At 60.0% G+C, this 17,326-nt stretch carries 16 protein-coding genes and 1 tRNA gene; 9 read left to right on the top strand and 8 right to left on the bottom strand.

All coding sequences use genetic code 11. From position 1 onward, the window contains the following. The first annotated feature begins 25 nt into the window (after nucleotides 1-25). Genes AU074_RS25335 through AU074_RS25345 form a run of 3 tightly spaced genes read left to right on the top strand, consistent with a single transcriptional unit; the run spans nucleotide 26 to nucleotide 3,489 of the window. On the top strand, nucleotides 26-1,156 hold the full coding sequence (locus tag AU074_RS25335; RefSeq protein WP_173860408.1) for a Gfo/Idh/MocA family protein: 1,131 nt from the start codon (nucleotides 26-28) through the stop codon (nucleotides 1,154-1,156). Nucleotides 1,157-1,170: 14 nt separating this feature from the next. Beyond that, nucleotides 1,171-2,223 (top strand): sugar phosphate isomerase/epimerase, encoded by a 1,053-nt coding sequence (locus tag AU074_RS25340; RefSeq protein WP_076017042.1) that lies wholly within the window; start codon nucleotides 1,171-1,173, stop codon nucleotides 2,221-2,223. Nucleotides 2,224-2,265: 42 nt separating this feature from the next. Next, nucleotides 2,266-3,489: a nucleoside permease gene (locus AU074_RS25345; protein WP_083676725.1), complete on the top strand. Its 1,224-nt coding sequence runs from the start codon at nucleotides 2,266-2,268 to the stop codon at nucleotides 3,487-3,489. A gap of 150 nt (nucleotides 3,490-3,639) precedes the next feature. Here the strand turns inward: AU074_RS25345 and AU074_RS25350 are convergent, their stop codons facing one another. Continuing rightward, a complete protein-coding gene (locus tag AU074_RS25350; RefSeq protein WP_076017150.1) occupies nucleotides 3,640-4,137 on the bottom strand; it encodes a signal peptidase II in 498 nt (165 codons plus the stop codon). 171 nt (nucleotides 4,138-4,308) lie between these two features. Here AU074_RS25350 and glsB point away from each other — a divergent pair, with 171 nt between their 5' ends. Further along, nucleotides 4,309-5,217 carry a glutaminase B gene (gene glsB / locus AU074_RS25355; RefSeq protein ID WP_010171887.1) on the top strand — a complete coding sequence of 303 codons (909 nt, stop codon included), beginning with the start codon at nucleotides 4,309-4,311 and terminating at the stop codon, nucleotides 5,215-5,217. A 45-nt stretch (nucleotides 5,218-5,262) separates the two neighbouring features. Here the strand turns inward: glsB and AU074_RS25360 are convergent, their stop codons facing one another. Beyond that, entirely contained in the window at nucleotides 5,263-5,598 is a 336-nt protein-coding gene (locus tag AU074_RS25360) for a DUF6124 family protein (protein WP_076017044.1), read from the bottom strand. 391 nt (nucleotides 5,599-5,989) lie between these two features. Here AU074_RS25360 and AU074_RS25365 point away from each other — a divergent pair, with 391 nt between their 5' ends. After that, on the top strand, nucleotides 5,990-6,676 hold the full coding sequence (locus tag AU074_RS25365) for a M24 family metallopeptidase (protein ID WP_076017045.1): 687 nt from the start codon (nucleotides 5,990-5,992) through the stop codon (nucleotides 6,674-6,676). Nucleotides 6,677-6,738: 62 nt separating this feature from the next. Here the strand turns inward: AU074_RS25365 and AU074_RS25370 are convergent, their stop codons facing one another. From AU074_RS25370 to AU074_RS25385, 4 genes are read right to left on the bottom strand one after another with little or no spacing between them, the layout of a single operon-like run. Continuing rightward, complete coding sequence (locus AU074_RS25370; protein ID WP_076017046.1) at nucleotides 6,739-8,004, bottom strand: FAD-binding oxidoreductase; 1,266 nt, start codon at nucleotides 8,002-8,004, stop codon at nucleotides 6,739-6,741. Continuing rightward, nucleotides 8,001-8,753, bottom strand: a complete 753-nt coding sequence (locus tag AU074_RS25375; RefSeq protein WP_076017047.1) for an amino acid ABC transporter ATP-binding protein — start codon at nucleotides 8,751-8,753, stop codon at nucleotides 8,001-8,003. The genes AU074_RS25370 and AU074_RS25375 overlap by 4 nt, the downstream gene beginning before the upstream one ends. Beyond that, nucleotides 8,750-9,418 carry an amino acid ABC transporter permease gene (locus tag AU074_RS25380; RefSeq protein WP_076017048.1) on the bottom strand — a complete coding sequence of 223 codons (669 nt, stop codon included), beginning with the start codon at nucleotides 9,416-9,418 and terminating at the stop codon, nucleotides 8,750-8,752. The genes AU074_RS25375 and AU074_RS25380 overlap by 4 nt, the downstream gene beginning before the upstream one ends. Next, complete coding sequence (locus tag AU074_RS25385; protein ID WP_076017049.1) at nucleotides 9,415-10,197, bottom strand: ABC transporter substrate-binding protein; 783 nt, start codon at nucleotides 10,195-10,197, stop codon at nucleotides 9,415-9,417. The genes AU074_RS25380 and AU074_RS25385 overlap by 4 nt, the downstream gene beginning before the upstream one ends. Nucleotides 10,198-10,412: 215 nt before the next feature. Here AU074_RS25385 and AU074_RS25390 point away from each other — a divergent pair, with 215 nt between their 5' ends. The 3 genes from AU074_RS25390 (at nucleotide 10,413) to AU074_RS25400 (ending at nucleotide 13,842) form a co-directional block, all read left to right on the top strand. Then, nucleotides 10,413-11,192 carry an IclR family transcriptional regulator gene (locus AU074_RS25390; protein WP_076017050.1) on the top strand — a complete coding sequence of 260 codons (780 nt, stop codon included), beginning with the start codon at nucleotides 10,413-10,415 and terminating at the stop codon, nucleotides 11,190-11,192. A 250-nt stretch (nucleotides 11,193-11,442) separates the two neighbouring features. Next, a tRNA-Lys gene (locus AU074_RS25395) sits at nucleotides 11,443-11,517 on the top strand. Nucleotides 11,518-11,568: 51 nt separating this feature from the next. Continuing rightward, nucleotides 11,569-13,842, top strand: a complete 2,274-nt coding sequence (locus AU074_RS25400) for a hypothetical protein (protein WP_076017051.1) — start codon at nucleotides 11,569-11,571, stop codon at nucleotides 13,840-13,842. Between the two features lie 201 nt (nucleotides 13,843-14,043). Here AU074_RS25400 and AU074_RS25405 read toward each other — a convergent pair whose 3' ends face one another. Together AU074_RS25405 and AU074_RS25410 are read right to left on the bottom strand one after the other, a co-directional pair. Next, on the bottom strand, nucleotides 14,044-15,288 hold the full coding sequence (locus tag AU074_RS25405; RefSeq protein WP_017475085.1) for a saccharopine dehydrogenase family protein: 1,245 nt from the start codon (nucleotides 15,286-15,288) through the stop codon (nucleotides 14,044-14,046). Between the two features lie 29 nt (nucleotides 15,289-15,317). Next, entirely contained in the window at nucleotides 15,318-16,415 is a 1,098-nt protein-coding gene (locus AU074_RS25410) for a carboxynorspermidine decarboxylase (protein WP_003211413.1), read from the bottom strand. Between the two features lie 184 nt (nucleotides 16,416-16,599). Between AU074_RS25410 and AU074_RS25415 the strand changes: the two genes are divergently transcribed. Beyond that, nucleotides 16,600-17,268: a DUF2268 domain-containing putative Zn-dependent protease gene (locus AU074_RS25415; protein WP_076017052.1), complete on the top strand. Its 669-nt coding sequence runs from the start codon at nucleotides 16,600-16,602 to the stop codon at nucleotides 17,266-17,268. Nucleotides 17,269-17,326: the final 58 nt, after the last annotated feature.

The following is a 17,326-nucleotide window of genomic DNA, read 5'->3' on the forward strand; positions in this document are numbered from 1 at the left end:
GACGGCTGCTGTGCAAAAAATAAGAATGGGCTTTGTTGGCGGCGGTGAAGGCGCCTTCATCGGCCAGGCCCACCGCCAGGCGGCGGGGCTGGATGGATGCTTTGAACTGGTGTGCGGTGCCTTCAGTCGCCAGGCCGAGAACAATCGCAACACCGGCAATGCGCTGGGCTTGCCTGCGTCCCGCTGCTACAGCGACTGGCAACAGATGCTGGCCGCCGAACAGACGCTCCCGGCCGGGCAGCGCATGCAACTGCTGGTGATCGTTACCCCCAATCATCTGCACGCACCCATCGCGACCCAGGCGTTGCAGGCCGGCTTCCATGTGTTCAGCGAGAAGCCTGCGGCATTGAACCTTGCCGAAGTGCAGGCGCTGGCAGAAGTCGTCAAAAATAGCGCCGGGCTTTACGGACTGGCACACACTTACCTGGGCTACCCGATGGTGTGGCAGGCCCGCGACATGGTGCGCAATGGCGTCATCGGCGCACTGCGCAAAGTGATCGTCGAGTACCCACAAGGCTGGCTCAGCCAGGACGTGGCCGGGCAGGGCAGCAAACAGGCTGAGTGGCGTGGCCAGCCGGAGCTGTCGGGGCTCGGCGGCTGCATCGGCGACATCGGCACCCACGCGTTTTCCTTGGCCGAGTTCATCGCCGACCAACCGATCGAACAGCTTTGCGCCAGCCTGGGCATCCACGTACCCGGCCGGCAACTGGATGACGATGCCGCCATGCTGTTCAAGATGGCCTCCGGCGCGAGCGGCGTGCTGATCGCCAGCCAAGTGTGTGCCGGTGAAGAGAACCCGCTGAAGATCCGCCTCTATGGCGACAAAGGTGGCCTGGAATGGCGCCAGGAAGAACCCGCCAGCCTGATCCATCGCTCCCTCGATCAACCCCTGCGCGTCCTGCGTTCCGGCGTCGGCCAGCCCTGGCTGTGCGACGCGGCACTGCAACGCATGCGCCTGCCTGCCGGGCATCCCGAGGGTTACCTCGAAGCCATGGCCAACCTCTACCGCGACTTTGCCACGGCCATTCGCCAAGGCACCACGGCCGCTGGCGTGCCCGGCATCGAAGTCGGCGTACGCGGCATGGCCTTTATCGAAGCCGTGATCAGCAACCATCGCGGCGACGCGAAGTGGACCCCCTTGGCAGCCCACTCATGAAGGAGATTACAAACATGCGCGGCCCCGGCATTTTTCTCGCCCAGTTCATCTCGGACGAAGCACCTTTCGACACCCTGGCCAACATCGCCCAATGGGCGGCATCCCAGGGCTACAAGGCGATCCAACTGCCGACCCTCGGCACTCGCTATATCGACTTGGTCCGCGCCGCCGAAAGCCAAGCCTACTGCGACGAACTCAAGGCAACCTGCGCCCATGCCGGTGTCGAAATCAGCGAACTGTCGACCCACCTGCAAGGCCAGCTGGTGGCGGTTCACCCAGCGTTCGATACGCTGTTCGACGACTTCGCCCCGGCCCATCTGCGGGGCCAACCCCAGGCACGTACCGAGTGGGCCATCGAGCAATTGAAACTCGCCGCCCACGCCAGCCAGCGCCTTGGTTTAAAGGCCCATGCGACCTTCTCCGGCGCGTTGCTCTGGCCGTACATTTACCCCTGGCCACAACGCCCCAGCGGCCTGGTGGAACAAGGCTTCGCTGAGTTGGCCAAGCGCTGGCTGCCTATCCTCGACTGCTTCGAAGCCGCCGGCGTCGACCTCTGCTACGAAATCCATCCCGGCGAAGACCTGCACGACGGCGCCTCCTTTGAACGCTTCCTCGACGCCGTCGATCACCATCCCCGCGCCAACATTCTCTACGACCCCAGCCACCTGCTGTTGCAGCAAATGGACTACCTGGGCTTTATCGACCGTTACCACGCGCGCATCCGCATGTTCCACGTCAAGGATGCTGAGTTCCGCCCCGATGCACGTTCCGGTGTCTACGGAGGCTATCAAGGATGGGTCGACCGTCCCGGTCGCTTCCGCTCGCTGGGCGACGGCCAGATCGACTTCAAATCGATCTTCAGCAAGCTCACCCAGTACGACTTCAGCGGCTGGGCCGTGCTGGAGTGGGAATGCTGCCTGAAGGATGCGCAACAAGGCGCGGCAGAAGGGGCGACGTTCATCCAGCAGCACATGATCCGCAAGACCAAAAAGGCATTCGACGACTTCGCCGGCGTGACGTCCGACGAGCACTCCAACCGACGGCTGCTGGGCCTGCCCGACGCCTGAACACCGCTTCTGACCCAAAATAACAATAAAACGGTGACCCCAATGAAAGCGCGACTGAGCGTCATGATGTTCCTGCAATTCTTTATCTGGGGCGGCTGGTTCGTCACCCTCGGCACTTTCCTCGCCAGCAACCTGGGGGCCAGTGGCGGGCAAATCGGCATGGCGTTTTCCACCCAGTCGTGGGGCGCGATCATCGCGCCGTTTATCATCGGCCTGATCGCCGACCGTTACTTCAATGCCGAGCGCATCCTGGCCGTGCTGCACCTGATCGGCGCAGTGCTGCTCTACCAGCTGTACCGCGCGCCGGACTTCATCGGGTTTTACTCTTACGTGCTCGCGTACATGGTCATCTACATGCCAACCCTGGCGCTGGTGAACTCGGTGGCCTTCCGGCAAATGAGCGACCCGGCGCAGGAGTTTTCGCGCATCCGCGTGTGGGGCACCTTGGGCTGGATCGTCGCGGGGTTGGTGATCAGCTTTGTATTCGCCTGGGATTCCCAGCAGTCGATCACCACGGGCGCGTTGCGCAACACCTTCCTGATGTCTGCCATCGCGTCACTGTTGCTGGGTTTCTACAGCTTCACCTTGCCGCGCACTGCGCCCTTGAAAGCCGAGGCGGGCAGTGGCGATATCAAGCAGCTGCTGGGGCTGGATGCGCTGGGGTTATTAAAGGATCGCAGCTACCTGGTGTTCTTCATCGCCTCGATCCTGATCTGCATTCCCCTGGCGTTTTACTACCAGAACGCCAACCCGTTTCTTGCGGAAATCGGCGTGACCAATCCCACCGCGAAGATGGCCATAGGGCAGGTGTCCGAAGTGCTGTTCATGCTGCTGTTGCCGCTGTTTATCCAGCGGTTCGGCATCAAGATCGCGCTGCTGGTCGGCATGCTGGCCTGGGCGCTGCGCTATGCGCTGTTCGCCTACGGCAACAACGGCGAACTGGCGTTCATGCTGTTTACCGGGATTGCGCTGCATGGCATCTGCTATGACTTCTTCTTCGTTTCGGGGCAGATTTACACCGATGCGAAAGCGCCGGAGCGCTTCAGGAGTTCGGCCCAGGGGCTGATTACCCTGGCGACTTATGGCGTGGGGATGTTGATTGGATTCTGGGTGGCGGGGCAGGTGACCGACCACTATGTGGCGGCAGGTGGCAGCCATGACTGGCGCAGCATCTGGCTGTTTCCGGCAGGGTTTGCGTTGTTGATATTTTTTTGTTTTTCGGTGGCGTTCAAGGGGCGTGAGCGGGTGGCGCAAGATCAAACGTAGGAGCTGTCGAGCGTTAGCGAGGCTGCGAAAGCGGTGGGTCAGGCAGCATCAATGTTGCAGAACTGACGCCGTCGCAGCCTCGCTAAAGCTCGACAGCTCCCACAAGTGTTCAGGGTTTTCCGGCAGCCATTCGGGTTGACTGGACAAACCTCAGACGTTACCCGGCTTCTTGAACAGATCAACCATCAGCAACAACGCACCCAAGGTGATCGCGATATCCGCAAGATTGAATACGCCTGTATGCAGCGAGCCGACATTCACCACCATGTAATCGACAACATGGCCGTCACGCAATACCCGGTCGATCAGATTCCCGGCGCCGCCCAGGGCAATCAGAAAAAGCGGCGCGGCCTTGCGCAGGGAATGGTTCCAGTTCTTCCAGGCCCAATAACCGGCCCAACACACTACGGCGGCCACACCGACGATAAAGATCAGTTGCTTGACCTGGGTTGGCAAACCAGCGCCGAGGCTGAGGAATGCGCCCGGGTTCAGGCTCAGTTCCAACGCCATGTTCACCGGGCTTGAACCGAACCGGAACGTCGTGGCTTGCAGCGAAAACAGCGCCAGCAGTTTGATCAACTGGTCCAGGGCAATAAAGGCAATGCCCATCAGCACAGCAAAGCTTCGTCCTCTCAAAGCGTCCTGCATCTTCAACGTTCCACTCCTTCGTGTGTTTTCGCCTGAATCGGCGGCGGCCAGAAGATATCGCACGGCCTGCGCAGCGTCCATCTTTGCACCAGCAGCCTGCCTGGTGCCGGTGTTTCAGGTATCCTCCGCGCCCCGCTCAACAACTATTCCCAAACCATGCCAGAACAAAACATGCAGGCCCTGTTGGAGTCGATCCTCGACGAAGTTCGTCCACTGATCGGCCTCGGCAAGGTCGCCGATTACATCCCCGCACTGGCCGACGTACCGGCGCAGCAACTGGGCATTGCCGTGTATGGCAATGACGGCTCGTTCTATTGCGCGGGCGATGCTCACACGCTGTTCTCCGTGCAGAGCATCTCCAAGGTGTTCAGCCTGGTGCAGGCCATCGACCATGGCGGCGAAAGTATCTGGGAGCGCCTGGGCCACGAACCGTCGGGGCAGCCGTTCAACTCCATGGTGCAGCTGGAGTTTGAGCGCGGGCGGCCACGTAACCCGTTTATCAACGCCGGGGCATTGGTGATCTGCGACATCAACCAATCGCGCTTTGCTGTACCGATCCTGTCCATGCGCGACTTCGTGCGGCGGCTGTCGGGCAACCCGCAGATCCTGGTCAACAGCGTCGTGGCTGAATCCGAAGCCCAGCACGGTGCGCGCAATGCGGCGATGGCATACCTGATGAAGTCGTTCGGCAACTTCCACAATGATGTGGATGCGGTGCTGCACAGCTACTTCAACTACTGCGCGTTGCAGATGAGCTGCCTGGATTTGGCCAAGGCGTTTTGCTTTCTGGCGAATGAAGGCGTGTGCACTCACAGCGGCGAGCAGATTCTGACGGCGCGCCAGACCAAGCAAGTGAACTCGATCATGGCCACCAGCGGGCTCTATGACGAGGCGGGGAATTTTGCTTATCGCGTTGGCTTGCCAGGCAAGAGCGGGGTAGGCGGCGGGATTCTCGCGGTAGTGCCGGGGCAGTTTACGGTGTGCGTCTGGTCGCCGGAGTTGAATGCAGCGGGCAATTCGCTGGCGGGGATGAAGGCGTTGGAGTTGTTGAGCGAGCGGATTGGGTGGTCGGTGTTCTAGGGCTTGATCGCTCCCACGCTTTGCGTAGGAGCGCTGGCCTAAGTTTTAGGCCGTTGGGTGGGTCACATTCAGTGCCTTGTCGACCAGCAATTGAACGCCTTCGATCATGCGGCAGATGCCCAGCGCCACATTGCGTTGGGCTCCGTCGACTTCAAAGGCCAAGTGGGTGGCGATATCGCTGATGGAGGCCAGGTCCTGGGACGCGTTGACCAGCAGGGTTTCCGTGCCCAGGTCGGCGCGCACGGTGAAGAGCCCATCGGTAGGTTCGGGTATCGGTTTGCCGGGATTGAGGTAGTGGTTGATCGCGCGATAGGCCACTTCGTGCAGTGTGCTGGTGTCGAAGTCTGAATGGCCAGGGGGATTGGGGCTGTCTTTAATCATGGTGAAACTCCAAGGGAAGTGGAGCTGCCACGATTCGCGGTCAAACGAATTAGGGTGGCAGCTATACGCGGGTTGACCGACCGGTCCCAAGGAAACCCGGCATACCCGAAGGTATCCCGCGTACAGCTGCCGCGACACGATACAACAGGCGTGAAAAAAACGCCTGAGTCGATGTTGGCACAGGTGTACTTGGGAAGGCGGACGGTCAAATCCGGTCGCTGAATTGGCAGCGACGGCGAAGGTTAATCAGCCCCCGTCCGACCGACAACCTGAAACAGCTGTCGGAAAAATCCGAGAGCGGTTTCTTCCCGAACTTCATCTGTCGCCAGCCGCGCGGTCAGGTCTGCTGCTGATACTATCGACGCAATCACCCATCAGTCAGAGACGGTCCATGTTGCCCAATCGTGTCGTCCAGACCGCCGCCAAGTCGGTGCTGCAGCAGCTCGTTACGCGAATCACGCCACAGTCAACCGAAGCCTCCATCGCCGAAATGGCGACGCAGATGCTCGCGGATTCCGGCTATCCGGAGACCTGGTATTACGACTGCCCGACCTTCGTGTTGCTGGGTTCGCGCAGTGTGGTTTCGGTGTCGGGACGCGACTATCGGCCCAGTGACGAAGCGGTTGGTTTACACAATCTGATCACGGTGGATTTGAGCCCGAGAGCAGGCAATGTGTGGGGGGACTGTGCCCGCTCTTTCTATGTGGAGGAGGGTGTATGCAGGGCGGTGCCGACGGGGGCGGAGTTTGGCAGGGGCTATGAAGTCGAGCACCAGCTACACGCGATGATGCGCACATTCGCCCGGCCTGAAACCACGTTCAACGACCTCCACGCATTCGCCAATGACCTGATCGCATCCGAAGGTTTCGAGAACCTCGATTTCGCTGGCAACGTCGGTCATAGCATCTGCGAACAGCGTGACCAAAGGCTCTACATCGAAGCGGGCAATCACCGGCGTCTTGAAGAGGTGGCGTGCTTTACCTTTGAGCCGCATATTCGCGAGCGAGGTGGTCGCTGGGGGTATAAGCACGAGAATATCTATTTCTTCGGCGACGAGGGTGAGGTCTGCGAGCTTTGAAGATGGCGCAGGTCTCCTGAGGAGACGCGGCGCCTTCGAGTTTTTCGCGAGCAAGCTCGCTCCTACAGGGAGAGGCGATCCAGCAGGCTGTACCACGCCACGCCCGCGCCGATGTAGAAGCGTTGCAAGCCATGCATCGGCAACCGTTGCAAAGGTGTCACCGGGTACGCAAATGCTGAACGGCTGTCACACAAGCGTCCCGCCAGTTGCTGGCCCAGGCTGGTACACAACGCAATCCCGCGCCCGTTGCAGCCCAGCGCCAGGGTCAAGCCGGGCGCGGGTTCGTGGACGTGGGGCATAAAGTCCCGGGTGATCGCGATCCGTCCTGCCCAGCGGTACTCGAAGTCCAGCTTGCCCAGCTGCGGAAACAACAACGCCAGCGAGCGTTCCAGGTGCGCAAAATCCGCTGGGCCGGTGGGGTCTTCGAACAGTCCGCGCCCGCCCATCAGCAAGCGACCATGGGCATCCTTGCGAAAGTACAGCAGCAGCCGTTGGGCGGTGGATACGGTTTCCTGCCCGGGCAAAATGCTCTCTGCCGCAGCCCCGCTCAACGGTCGGGTGGCGACGATAAAGCTGTTGGCCGCGAGCACACTCTGGGCCATGCCGGGCCACAAGTCGCCGCTGTAGCCGTTGGTGGCCAGTACCACCTGGCCGGCCGACACCTGCGCGCCGCTGGCGGTTTGCAACTTCCAGCCAGCCCCCGCCTGTTGCATCGCGGTCACGGCGCTTTGCCCGTGAATGCGTACGCCCGCCGCCTGCGCTGCACGCACCAGGCCCCGAGCATAGGCCAGGGGTTGGATGGCGCCAGCGCGGCCGTCCAGCCAGCCACCGGCAAATGCCTGGCTGCCCATGCGAGCAGACACCGCGCCGGCATCCAGGCGCTGCACCGGCACTCCGCGACGCTCCCATTGTTCGGCGCGAGCATGCAGGCCCGCCACGCCTTTTTCGGAATAGGAAACCTGCATCCAGCCCTTGCGCGTGGGGGCGCAGTCAATGCCATGGCGCTGGATAAGGTTGAACACCAGGTCCGCCGAGTTGGACACGGTATGGATCAGCGGCTCGGCACGCTCGGCACCGTACATCTGCACCAGTTGATCCGGGTCGTATTTGAGCGTCGGATTGACCTGCCCGCCATTGCGCCCGGACGCGCCCCAGCCAGGTTCGTTGGCTTCCAGCACGCATACGCTCACGCCACGTTCCGCCAGGTGCAGGGCCGTGGACAAGCCGGTGTACCCGGCGCCGACGATGGCCACGTCCACCTTCAATGACTCAGCCAGCGCGGGTGTCGGCGGTGCAGCGGGCGCGGTCGCGGCCCAGAGTGACTTCATGACACGCTCCGAGTGTTGGCGGTGGGGTGCAGCACGCGGCGCAGGAAGTCCTGGGTACGTGGTTGTTGCGGGTTGCCCAGCACCTGTTCGGCCGGCCCGCTCTCCACGATGTAGCCGCCGTGCAGGAAGCACACGCGGTCGGCCACTTCCCGGGCAAAGCCCATTTCGTGGGTGACCACGATCATGGTCATGCCTTCATCGGCCAGGGTGCGCATCACCTCCAGCACATCGCCCACCAGTTCCGGGTCGAGGGCCGAGGTGGGTTCGTCGAACAGCATGGCGTCGGGCTTCATCGCCAGTGCGCGGGCGATGGCCACCCGTTGTTGCTGGCCGCCGGAGAGTTGTTCCGGGTAAGCATCGGCCTTGGCTGACAGGCCGACTTTATCCAGCAGCGCCAGGGCTTCTTCGCGGGCCTGTTTCAGCGGTTCGCCTTTGACGTAAACCGGGCCTTCCATCACGTTTTCCAGCACGGTGCGATGGGGGAACAGGTTGAAGCGCTGGAACACCATGCCCATGCGGCTGCGCAGGGCATGCACGGTCTTGCTGCTGCGCTGCACGGTCTCGCCGAATACGCGGATGGTGCCGCCGTCGTAGGCTTCCAGCGCGTTGATGCAGCGCAACAGGGTGGATTTGCCCGAGCCGGACGGGCCGATCAGGCACACCACTTCGCCCTTGGCTACGTCCAGGTCGACGCCGTGCAGCACGCGATGGGTGCCGTAGTGTTTTTGCAGTTGGCGAATATCGATCATACTTTTTTCCTCCGGCCCAGGTGCTGTTCCATGCGGCGCAGGCCATACACCAGCGGCAGGCTCATCAGCAGGTAGAGCAGGGCGACCAGGGTGTACACGGTCATGTTCTGGAAGGTGGATGAGGCGATCAGTTGGCCCTGGCGCGTCATCTCGGCGACGGTGATGGTCGACACCAGGGACGAGTCCTTGAGCATCATCACCAGGGTGTTGCCGTAGGGCGGCAAGGCGATGCGAAAGGCCTGGGGCAGGATCACCCGGCGCATCATCAGCACCGAGCGCATCCCCAGGGCTTCGGCGGCTTCACGCTGGCCCTGTTCGACGGCGATGATGCCGGTACGGAAGTTCTCCGCCTGGTACGCCGAGTAGGCGACGCCCATGCCGATCACACCCGCCTGGAATGCGCTGAGGTGCACGCCCATGTCCGGCAATACGAAGTAGATGTAGAACAGCTGCACGATGATCGGCAGGCCACGAATCACGTTGATCACGGTGCTCGCTGCCCACGACAGCGCACGGATCGGCGACAGCTTGAGCAACGCCAGCACCAGGCCGATCGCACTGCTGAGCAGGAACGACAGCACGGTAATCTGGATCGTTACCCAGGCGCCTTGAAGCAGGATCGGCAAGAAGTCCTGGGCGTTTTGCAGGAATTCAGCCGGGTTCATGGTTGCACCTGGGCATCAAGTCCCCACTTCTTGAGGATTGCGTCCAGGGTGCCGTCAGCCTTGATGCTGGCGATGGCCTGGTGCAGGCGGGCGAGGGTTTCGCTGTCGCCCTTGCGCACCACCAGGCACACCTCGCCGACGTTCACCGGCTTGTAGTCGGCGGCGAGCTTCACGCCTTTGAACAGCTTCTGGCGGATCTGGTAGGCCACCACTGGCTGGTCACCCACGGCGGCCTTGATGCGGCCCAGGCTCAGGTCGCGGACCATTTCGCCGATGGAGTCGTAGGTGCGGATTTCCTTGAAGATCCCCAGCTTGTTGAGCATGTCGTAGAAGATCGTGCCGGCTTGCACACCCACCACCTGGTCTTTCAGGGAGCTGAGGTCGGGATAGGCGGCGTTGTCGTCTTCGCTAATGATCAACCCTTCACCGTACGCATACACCGGCGCGCTGAAGTCCACCACCTGGGCGCGCTCCGGGGTCTTGAGCATGCCGGCGGCGATGAAGTCGAGCTTGCCGGAGGTGAGCGACGGGATCAGTGCGGCAAAGTTGGTCTGCTCGATTTCGCTGGTGAAACCACCGGCCTTGCCCACGGCATTGGCGACGTCGACCATCACGCCCTGGATGCTGTTGCTCTTGATGTCGAGGAAGGTGAACGGCGAACCGCTGGCCGTTGCACCGACTTTGTACGAGGCCGCACCGGCGGCGTGCACGGTTGCTACGCAAAAGGTGGCGCAAATACCGAAGGCGAGGCGGCGAAACAAGGGCGAAAGACTGTTCATCGGGTTACTCCAGAAGGAAAACGGATCGTCAGTACCGCAAGCGGTTGGAAAGCAAACCGCAAGCTCTATGCCATTTCGATTCAATTAAATCGTTTAGCGGTGTAGTAAATCGACAAAATGAACCATTCGTATCGGTATGCGATTTTAAGTGGTCGAATTTCGCAGTTTGGTGTAGAAATATCGCCACGCTTGATCGACCTGACCGCGAGTTCGCCATGTCTGAAGAACGCAACAGCTTGCACAACCAATCCCTCGAAAAAGGCCTGTCGGTGCTCAAGGCATTCAGCGCACAGCGCCGCAGCATGAGCCTTGCAGAGGTGGCCGAGGCCGCCGGCATGACCAAAAGCTCGGCCCAGCGCATGGTGTTTACCCTGGAAAGCCTGGGTTACCTTCGGAAACACTCGCGCACGCGCCATTACCAACTCACACCGCGGGTCTTGGAGTTGGGCTTCAGCTATCTGGATGCGCATTCGTTGATTGAGGTGGCCAACCCGTTCCTCTCGGAATTGACCCGGCTGACCGGAGAAACCTCGTGCCTGACCGAGCCTGCGGGATACGACATGACCTATATCGCGCGGTTTGTCAGCTCGGGTTTCGTGCCGGTGCACATGCCGATTGGCTCGCGGGTGCCGATGTACTGCACCGCGTCGGGGCGGGCGTATTTGAGTGCGTTGCCGCAGGATGAGGCGTTGGTGTTGATTGAGAACAGCCAGCGGGTTGCGCATACCAGCCAAACGTTGACTGAAGTCGACAGGATCATGGCGTCGTTGCAGCAGGTGCGCGAACAGGGCTATGCGGTGAATGGCCAGGAACTGTTCCTGGGCGACATGACCATCGGCGCGCCGGTGCTGGGGGCGAATGGCCGGCCGGTGGCGGCGGTGCATGTGGTGGCGCCCACCAGTCGGTGGAGCAGGGCGGATGCGGAGAAGCAGTTGGCGCCGGCGTTGTTGCAGTGTTCAAGGGCGTTGAGCAATTCGGCGCGCAACCTTGAATAGCCCCATTCTCAAGAACACAGCAAATCAAAAATGTGGGAGCGGGCTTGCTCGCGAATGCGGTGTATCAGTCGCCAGATGCAGTGACTGGCACACCGCATTCGCGAGCAAGCCCGCTCCCACATTTTGATCTTCAGTACTCTTTGAAATTTATGGGTGCCTGTAGGAAAGCAAACATCTACGTCAGTTAAATCTTAATAAGGGTAGGGGTCCTTCACATTCTCAAGGCATTGCTCGACAATGCGCCCACTGTTCCGGAGTAGTTCAGCGGTAGAACACTCGGCTCTTAACCGGGTGGGCGCTGGTTCGAATCCAGCCTCCGGACCCATCCATTACACAGCAGTCTGGACATACTTCCAGATCACACGGAGTGACTAGCATGGATGCAGGTTATGCAGTCTTCCAGCTGTCCAGGGCACTGCTTGCGCACGATCAAACTTGTAACCCTCTCGCCCGTTTTAATGCCCGCAGACGCATCTCGCGCTGGAAACAGGTTATTGCGCACATTCTGCAAAGCACCGCAGAGTATGGCTCTCGTACCCCGATTGCTGAGGTTCCCGCCTGGGTTACGCTGGAAGTAACTACAGGGGGGTTCGCTACCGGTAATCTGTTGGCAGGTGGCGAATTGACCGACTATGAGCGTGAACTGGCCGCCTCCCTCCCGGGGATTCGTCGAGGGTTCGAGCGGTTGGATATCAATTCCTGGCATCTCACAGATGACGGTCTTGATGCGCTGCAGCAGCTTCTGGCCAGTTGTGACTATCGAGTTGATGTGCCGGAAGAGGCAGCGTTACTGACCGTGGCTTGGTTGTCAGGCCAGCGGCGTACTGACGAGGCGCGTGCCCTCATAGAGGCCATTGTTCCTTTTTTTGACCGATTGCGTTTCTTTCCGTCGATCTCTACGCAGCTTCCGATCTCCGCCACGCAGGTACATGTCGTTGACGCGGGTGAGGTGAAGCAGTCTCTTATAACCTTGCCTGCTCAGACTCAGATCGCTGTGCAGAAACAGGCGATCACAAGACGGTTACCCCTTTATGATTCGGCCATCGCACATTTCCTCCTGACTTATCAGGCTGGCTGGCCTTGCCGTCATTACCCACCTCAGTGGCACGAGCACGCGGCCGAACTGGAGGAAAATTATAAAAAACTTGGCATCGACAGGTGCTCCCCTGACCGCTTGGCGGAACTGTTTTCTTTACTGGAGCAATGCTCCCGCAATGCTGAATCGCTCACAGGGCGTCAGGTAGGTCGTATACGACGAATTGTCGATGACTTCGTGCGCAAACATGGCACTCCGGACTCTGCCTCTCACTTAGCGTTCCGCGCGAACCAGCTTCGCCAGGTGGCGGGGCCAGAGCATCATCTAATTGCGCGTGTCGTGGCAAAGCGTCTGTCCAAGTATCCAGCGCAAAGTGGCATTTCGGATTTTGTCGATTTGGCCGCGCCGCTCACTGCTGCGGAGGCATCGGAATGTGCGCAGGCCGAGGGTGTCGCGATACCAACGGCGATCCTGCGCCGTATTCAACGCTGTCGGAGCGGGACGATTAGCGAACTGATCAAGCATGGGCTGATCACTTCGGGTGACACAGTCGCACGGGTGCTGCCCGCGATGACCGCTCAGCTTAGTAGCTCGGGGTTGCGGGACGAAGCGTTGAGGATGGTCTACGCCTCGACCTACCGGGCGTTCCGTCGGCGGCGTTCATTATTACTGTTGAATCTTGAGCGTCAGGTTGGCCTGAGTGAGTTGCCCTGGATTGCTGCAATTGAGCGCGACCGGCAGTCAGGCATTGGTGCAGCCAGTGTCGCCAGACAATCCCTCGTTGAGTCAGCGGCATTAACGCTTCATGCCTTCCCTTACGCTATCCTTCCTAACAAGCTTCTCAAGGAATATGGAGCACTGGCGGACACTGCGGAACTAGATCTTCCCTTCGTGGAAGAGGTCGCTGCAGATATCTTCATGGGGCAGTTTTCCAGTAAGTTCGCTGACGCTGCCAGGCGAACGGGGCCGGTGATAGCAGGGTCACTTTATATACGTTACTACGCCATTGATACCGACGAGCTGGCCGGCCTCGTCACCCGAGGGCGGCGACAAGCGCGAGTGGCGAGCGATGCGTTCGCGGCCTTGTGCGCGGGGCGTGCGGGAGCTGAGTTAGGCACTTGGCATCCGGCAACCAATGGCACCATTCTTGAGCAGCAGCAGATTTTAACCACGCAGAACCTTGCGGTATTGTTTGAATCGCTTGGGTTGAAGGTTTTGCTACGGTCTAAATTAGGCAGCATGGTGCAGGCGTGTTTTGAGTGGATATGTAGACGGCATCAGATGAAGATCGAGCATTATCATGCTCGGTTGATAATGCTCAAAAATACCGCCTATGCCTGGCGCCAGATGGTGTTCTACCTGGCGATGCTCGATGAAGATGATCGCAGAGAAGCCTTGGCGTCTATTGAGGCTTATTTCGCCATTCAGCCAGTGGCTTTTCGAGAAAGATTCCTGCCGTTGATGAGCGGCTTGCGCAAGGCTTGTGCTGGCGAAGTATTGCCTCAGCGCGCTCCAACTGAGGATGGTGCGAGAGTTTTTCTGGGATGGACAACGACGCGGCATTGGTTACTACCCCCGCAGGAAGTTACTTCAATCCGAGCTGTTGAGCAGTAGTGACGCTAAAGATTCAAGTGTGGGAGCGGGCTTGCTCGCGAATGCGGTGTATCAGTCGCCAGATGCAGTGACTGGCACACCGCATTCGCGAGCAAGCCCGCTCCCACATTTTGATCTTCATCATTCTTGGAGATGGGTGTGAGCCCCAACAAAAAATGCGCCCCTTCGGGCGCATTTTTTTGTTCGGTCAACTTTCGCCTATCAGGCAATCGCATCCCAAGCACGATCACCATTCTCGTCTTTAATACGAGTCGGCAACCCCATCACGTCCAGCGCTTTCAGGAACGGCTCAGCCGGCAGTTCCTCGACGTTGGCCATGTGCTTCACATCCCACTCGCCACGGGCAACCAGCAGCGCTGCGGCCACGGGTGGCACGCCGGCGGTGTAGGAGATGCCCTGGCTGTCGGTTTCGGCAAAGGCTTCTTCGTGGCAGGCCACGTTGTAGATGAACAGCTCGCGTGGCTGGCCATCCTTGGTGCCCTTGACCAGGTCGCCGATGCAGGTCTTGCCGGTGTAGCCCGGTGCCAGCGACGACGGGTCAGGCAGCACGGCCTTGACCAGTTTCAGCGGCACGACTTCCAGGCCTTCGGCGGTGGTGACCGGTTTTTCGGAGAGCAGGCCGAGGTTTTTCAGCACGGTGAACACGTTGATATAGTGTTCGCCGAAGCTCATCCAGAAACGCACATTGGGCACGTCGAGGTTTTTCGACAGCGAGTGCACTTCATCGTGGCCGGTCAGGTACAGGTTCTGCGAACCGACCACAGGCAGGTCGTCGGTGCGTTTGACTTCGAACATGGTGTTGCTGGTCCACTGGCTGTTCTGCCAGCTCCACACCTGTCCGGTGAATTCGCGGAAGTTGATTTCCGGGTCGAAATTGGTGGCGAAATATTTGCCGTGGGAGCCGGCATTGACGTCGAGAATGTCGATCGAATCAATGCGGTCGAAATGCTTTTGCTGCGCCAGCGCGGCATACGCGTTGACGACACCCGGGTCGAAGCCCACGCCGAGAATGGCCGTGATGTTCTTCTGTTTGCACTCTTCCAGGTGGTTCCATTCGTAGTTGCCGTACCACGGCGGGGTCTCGCAGACCTTGCCCGGCTCTTCGTGGATGGCGGTGTCGAGGTACGCCACGCCCGTGTCGATGCAGGCACGCAGTACCGACATGTTGAGGAACGCGGAACCGACGTTGATGACGATCTGCGATTCGGTTTCGCGGATCAGTGCCTTGGTCGCTTCCACGTCCAAAGCGTTCAGCGCAAAGGCTTGAATCTGGGCGGGTACCTTGAGGCTACCCTTGGCCTTGACGCTGTCGATGATGGCCTGGCATTTGGAGATGTTGCGCGACGCGATAGCAATACGACCGAGTTCGTCGTTGTGCTGCGCGCACTTGTGGGCCACCACCTTGGCGACACCTCCTGCACCAATGATAAGAACGTTCTTTTTCAATTGCTTTATCTCTCCTTTATCTGTCCGCTTTACGAAAGGCTGGACAGGTAGTCGTCGTAACCAAATTCACGAACCACTTCGACTGTACCGTCGAGTTGTTTCACTACGATGGACGGCATTTTCAGGCCGTTGAACCAGTTTTTCTTGACCATGGTGTAGCCTGCCGTGTCGATGAACGACAGTCGATCGCCGATGGCCAGCGGCTGATCAAATTGATACTCACCGAAGATGTCCCCGGCCAAACACGACTTGCCGCACACCATGTAGGTGTGTTCGCCATTGCTTGGCGCCAGCTTGGCGTTGAGGCGATAGATCAGCAGGTCCAGCAGGTGAGCCTCGATGGAGCTGTCTACCACGGCGAGGTTCTTGCCGTTGTAGAGGGTGTCGAGCACGGTCACTTCCAGGGAGGCGCTGTTGGTGATCGCGGCTTCGCCGGGTTCCAGGTACACCTGCACGTCGTACTTCTGCGAGAACGCCTTGAGGCGCTGGCAGAAGGCGTCGATGGCATAGCCTTCACCGGTGAAGTGGATGCCGCCGCCGAGGCTGACCCAGTTGACTTTGTGCAGCAGCGCGCCGAAGCGTTCTTCGATGGTGTTGAGCATCTGGTCGAACAGGTTGAAGTCACCGTTCTCGCAGTTGTTGTGGAACATGAAGCCGGAGATCTGCTCGATCACACCTTCGATCTTAACCGGGTCCCACTCGCCCAAACGGCTGAACGGGCGCGCCGGGTCGGCCAGCAGGTAGTCGGAGCTGCTCACTTGCGGGTTGACGCGCAGGCCGCGGGTCTTGCCTTCGCTGCGTTCGGCAAAGCGCTGCAGCTGGCTGATGGAGTTGAAGATGATCTTGTCGCAGTTATCCAGCATCTCTTCGATTTCATCGTCGGCCCAGGCCACGCTGTAGGCGTGAGCTTCACCTTCGAACTTCTGGCGACCCAGCTTCAGCTCGTACAACGACGACGAGGTGGTGCCGTCCATGTATTCCTGCATCAGGTCGAACACCGACCAGGTGGCGAAACACTTGAGGGCCAGCAGAGCCTTGGCGCCGGACTGTTCGCGCACGTAGGCGATCTTCTGCATGTTGACCAGAAGCTTCTGTTTGTCGATGAGGTAGTACGGCGTTTTGATCATTTTCAGAGCCTGCGGCGGTGCCTGCCAAAAAAGGACACGCATTGTGCCCGCACTTGGGACAGATCGAAAGGTTAGTCAGCGGAATTTGCTGGCCCGGTTATAAGCTGGCCTGTGAATATGACAGCCCGTCGGTATGATGAGCCGCTTTGATAACGCATCCCGGCTTTGGCGACGAGAGGTGAGAATGGACGCATGGACGCTGCATTGGCTGGAAGCTTCGGGGAGCCTGGCGCAGTTTCGCCCTGAGCTGATCCGTGAATTTGAAGTCGCCTACGAGGCCATTGCGCAGCTGATGCCGCCGCCGCGCCTGGACATTCTGATCCAGCGATTGCCGGGGGAGACCCTCCCGGAACTGGGCCTGGTGGGGCGCGCTTATCGCAGCACCCTGTTCAGCATGACCCTTGACCCCGACAATCCGAATTTTCTCGCCAGCCTGCAAAGCGGCGCGTTGCGCCGACATGTGGTGCATGAAGTGCATCATTGCCTGCGCATGGCAGGGCCCGGCTATGGCTGGACGCTGGGGGAGGCGATGATCAGTGAAGGCCTGGCCGGGCAGTTTGTGCGACGGGTGCTGGGCAGTGAGCCGGAGTTGTGGGAAAGGGCGCTTGCACCACAGGAGCTGCTGAGTTCCCCGGTAGACCGCCAGCTTCTCGAGGCCACGTATTACGACCACAGCGAATGGTTCTTTGGTACCGGCGCGCGGGCAAGGTGGTTGGGGTACACGCTCGGCTACCAGATGGTGGAGGCCTGGCTGGCAACGCAGGGCGACGTGGACGCCGCCACATGGGTCAACGTGCCCGCCCAAGACATACTCGCCAATGCAACCAAGCAAGGGCTCGTGACCCCGCCTTGAAACACAAAACCACCAAGCACCCCCCATCCCCTGTGGGAGCCGTCGAGCTTTAGCGAGG

This window comes from Pseudomonas sp. ATCC PTA-122608 (assembly GCF_001952855.1).
GTDB lineage: Bacteria > Pseudomonadota > Gammaproteobacteria > Pseudomonadales > Pseudomonadaceae > Aquipseudomonas.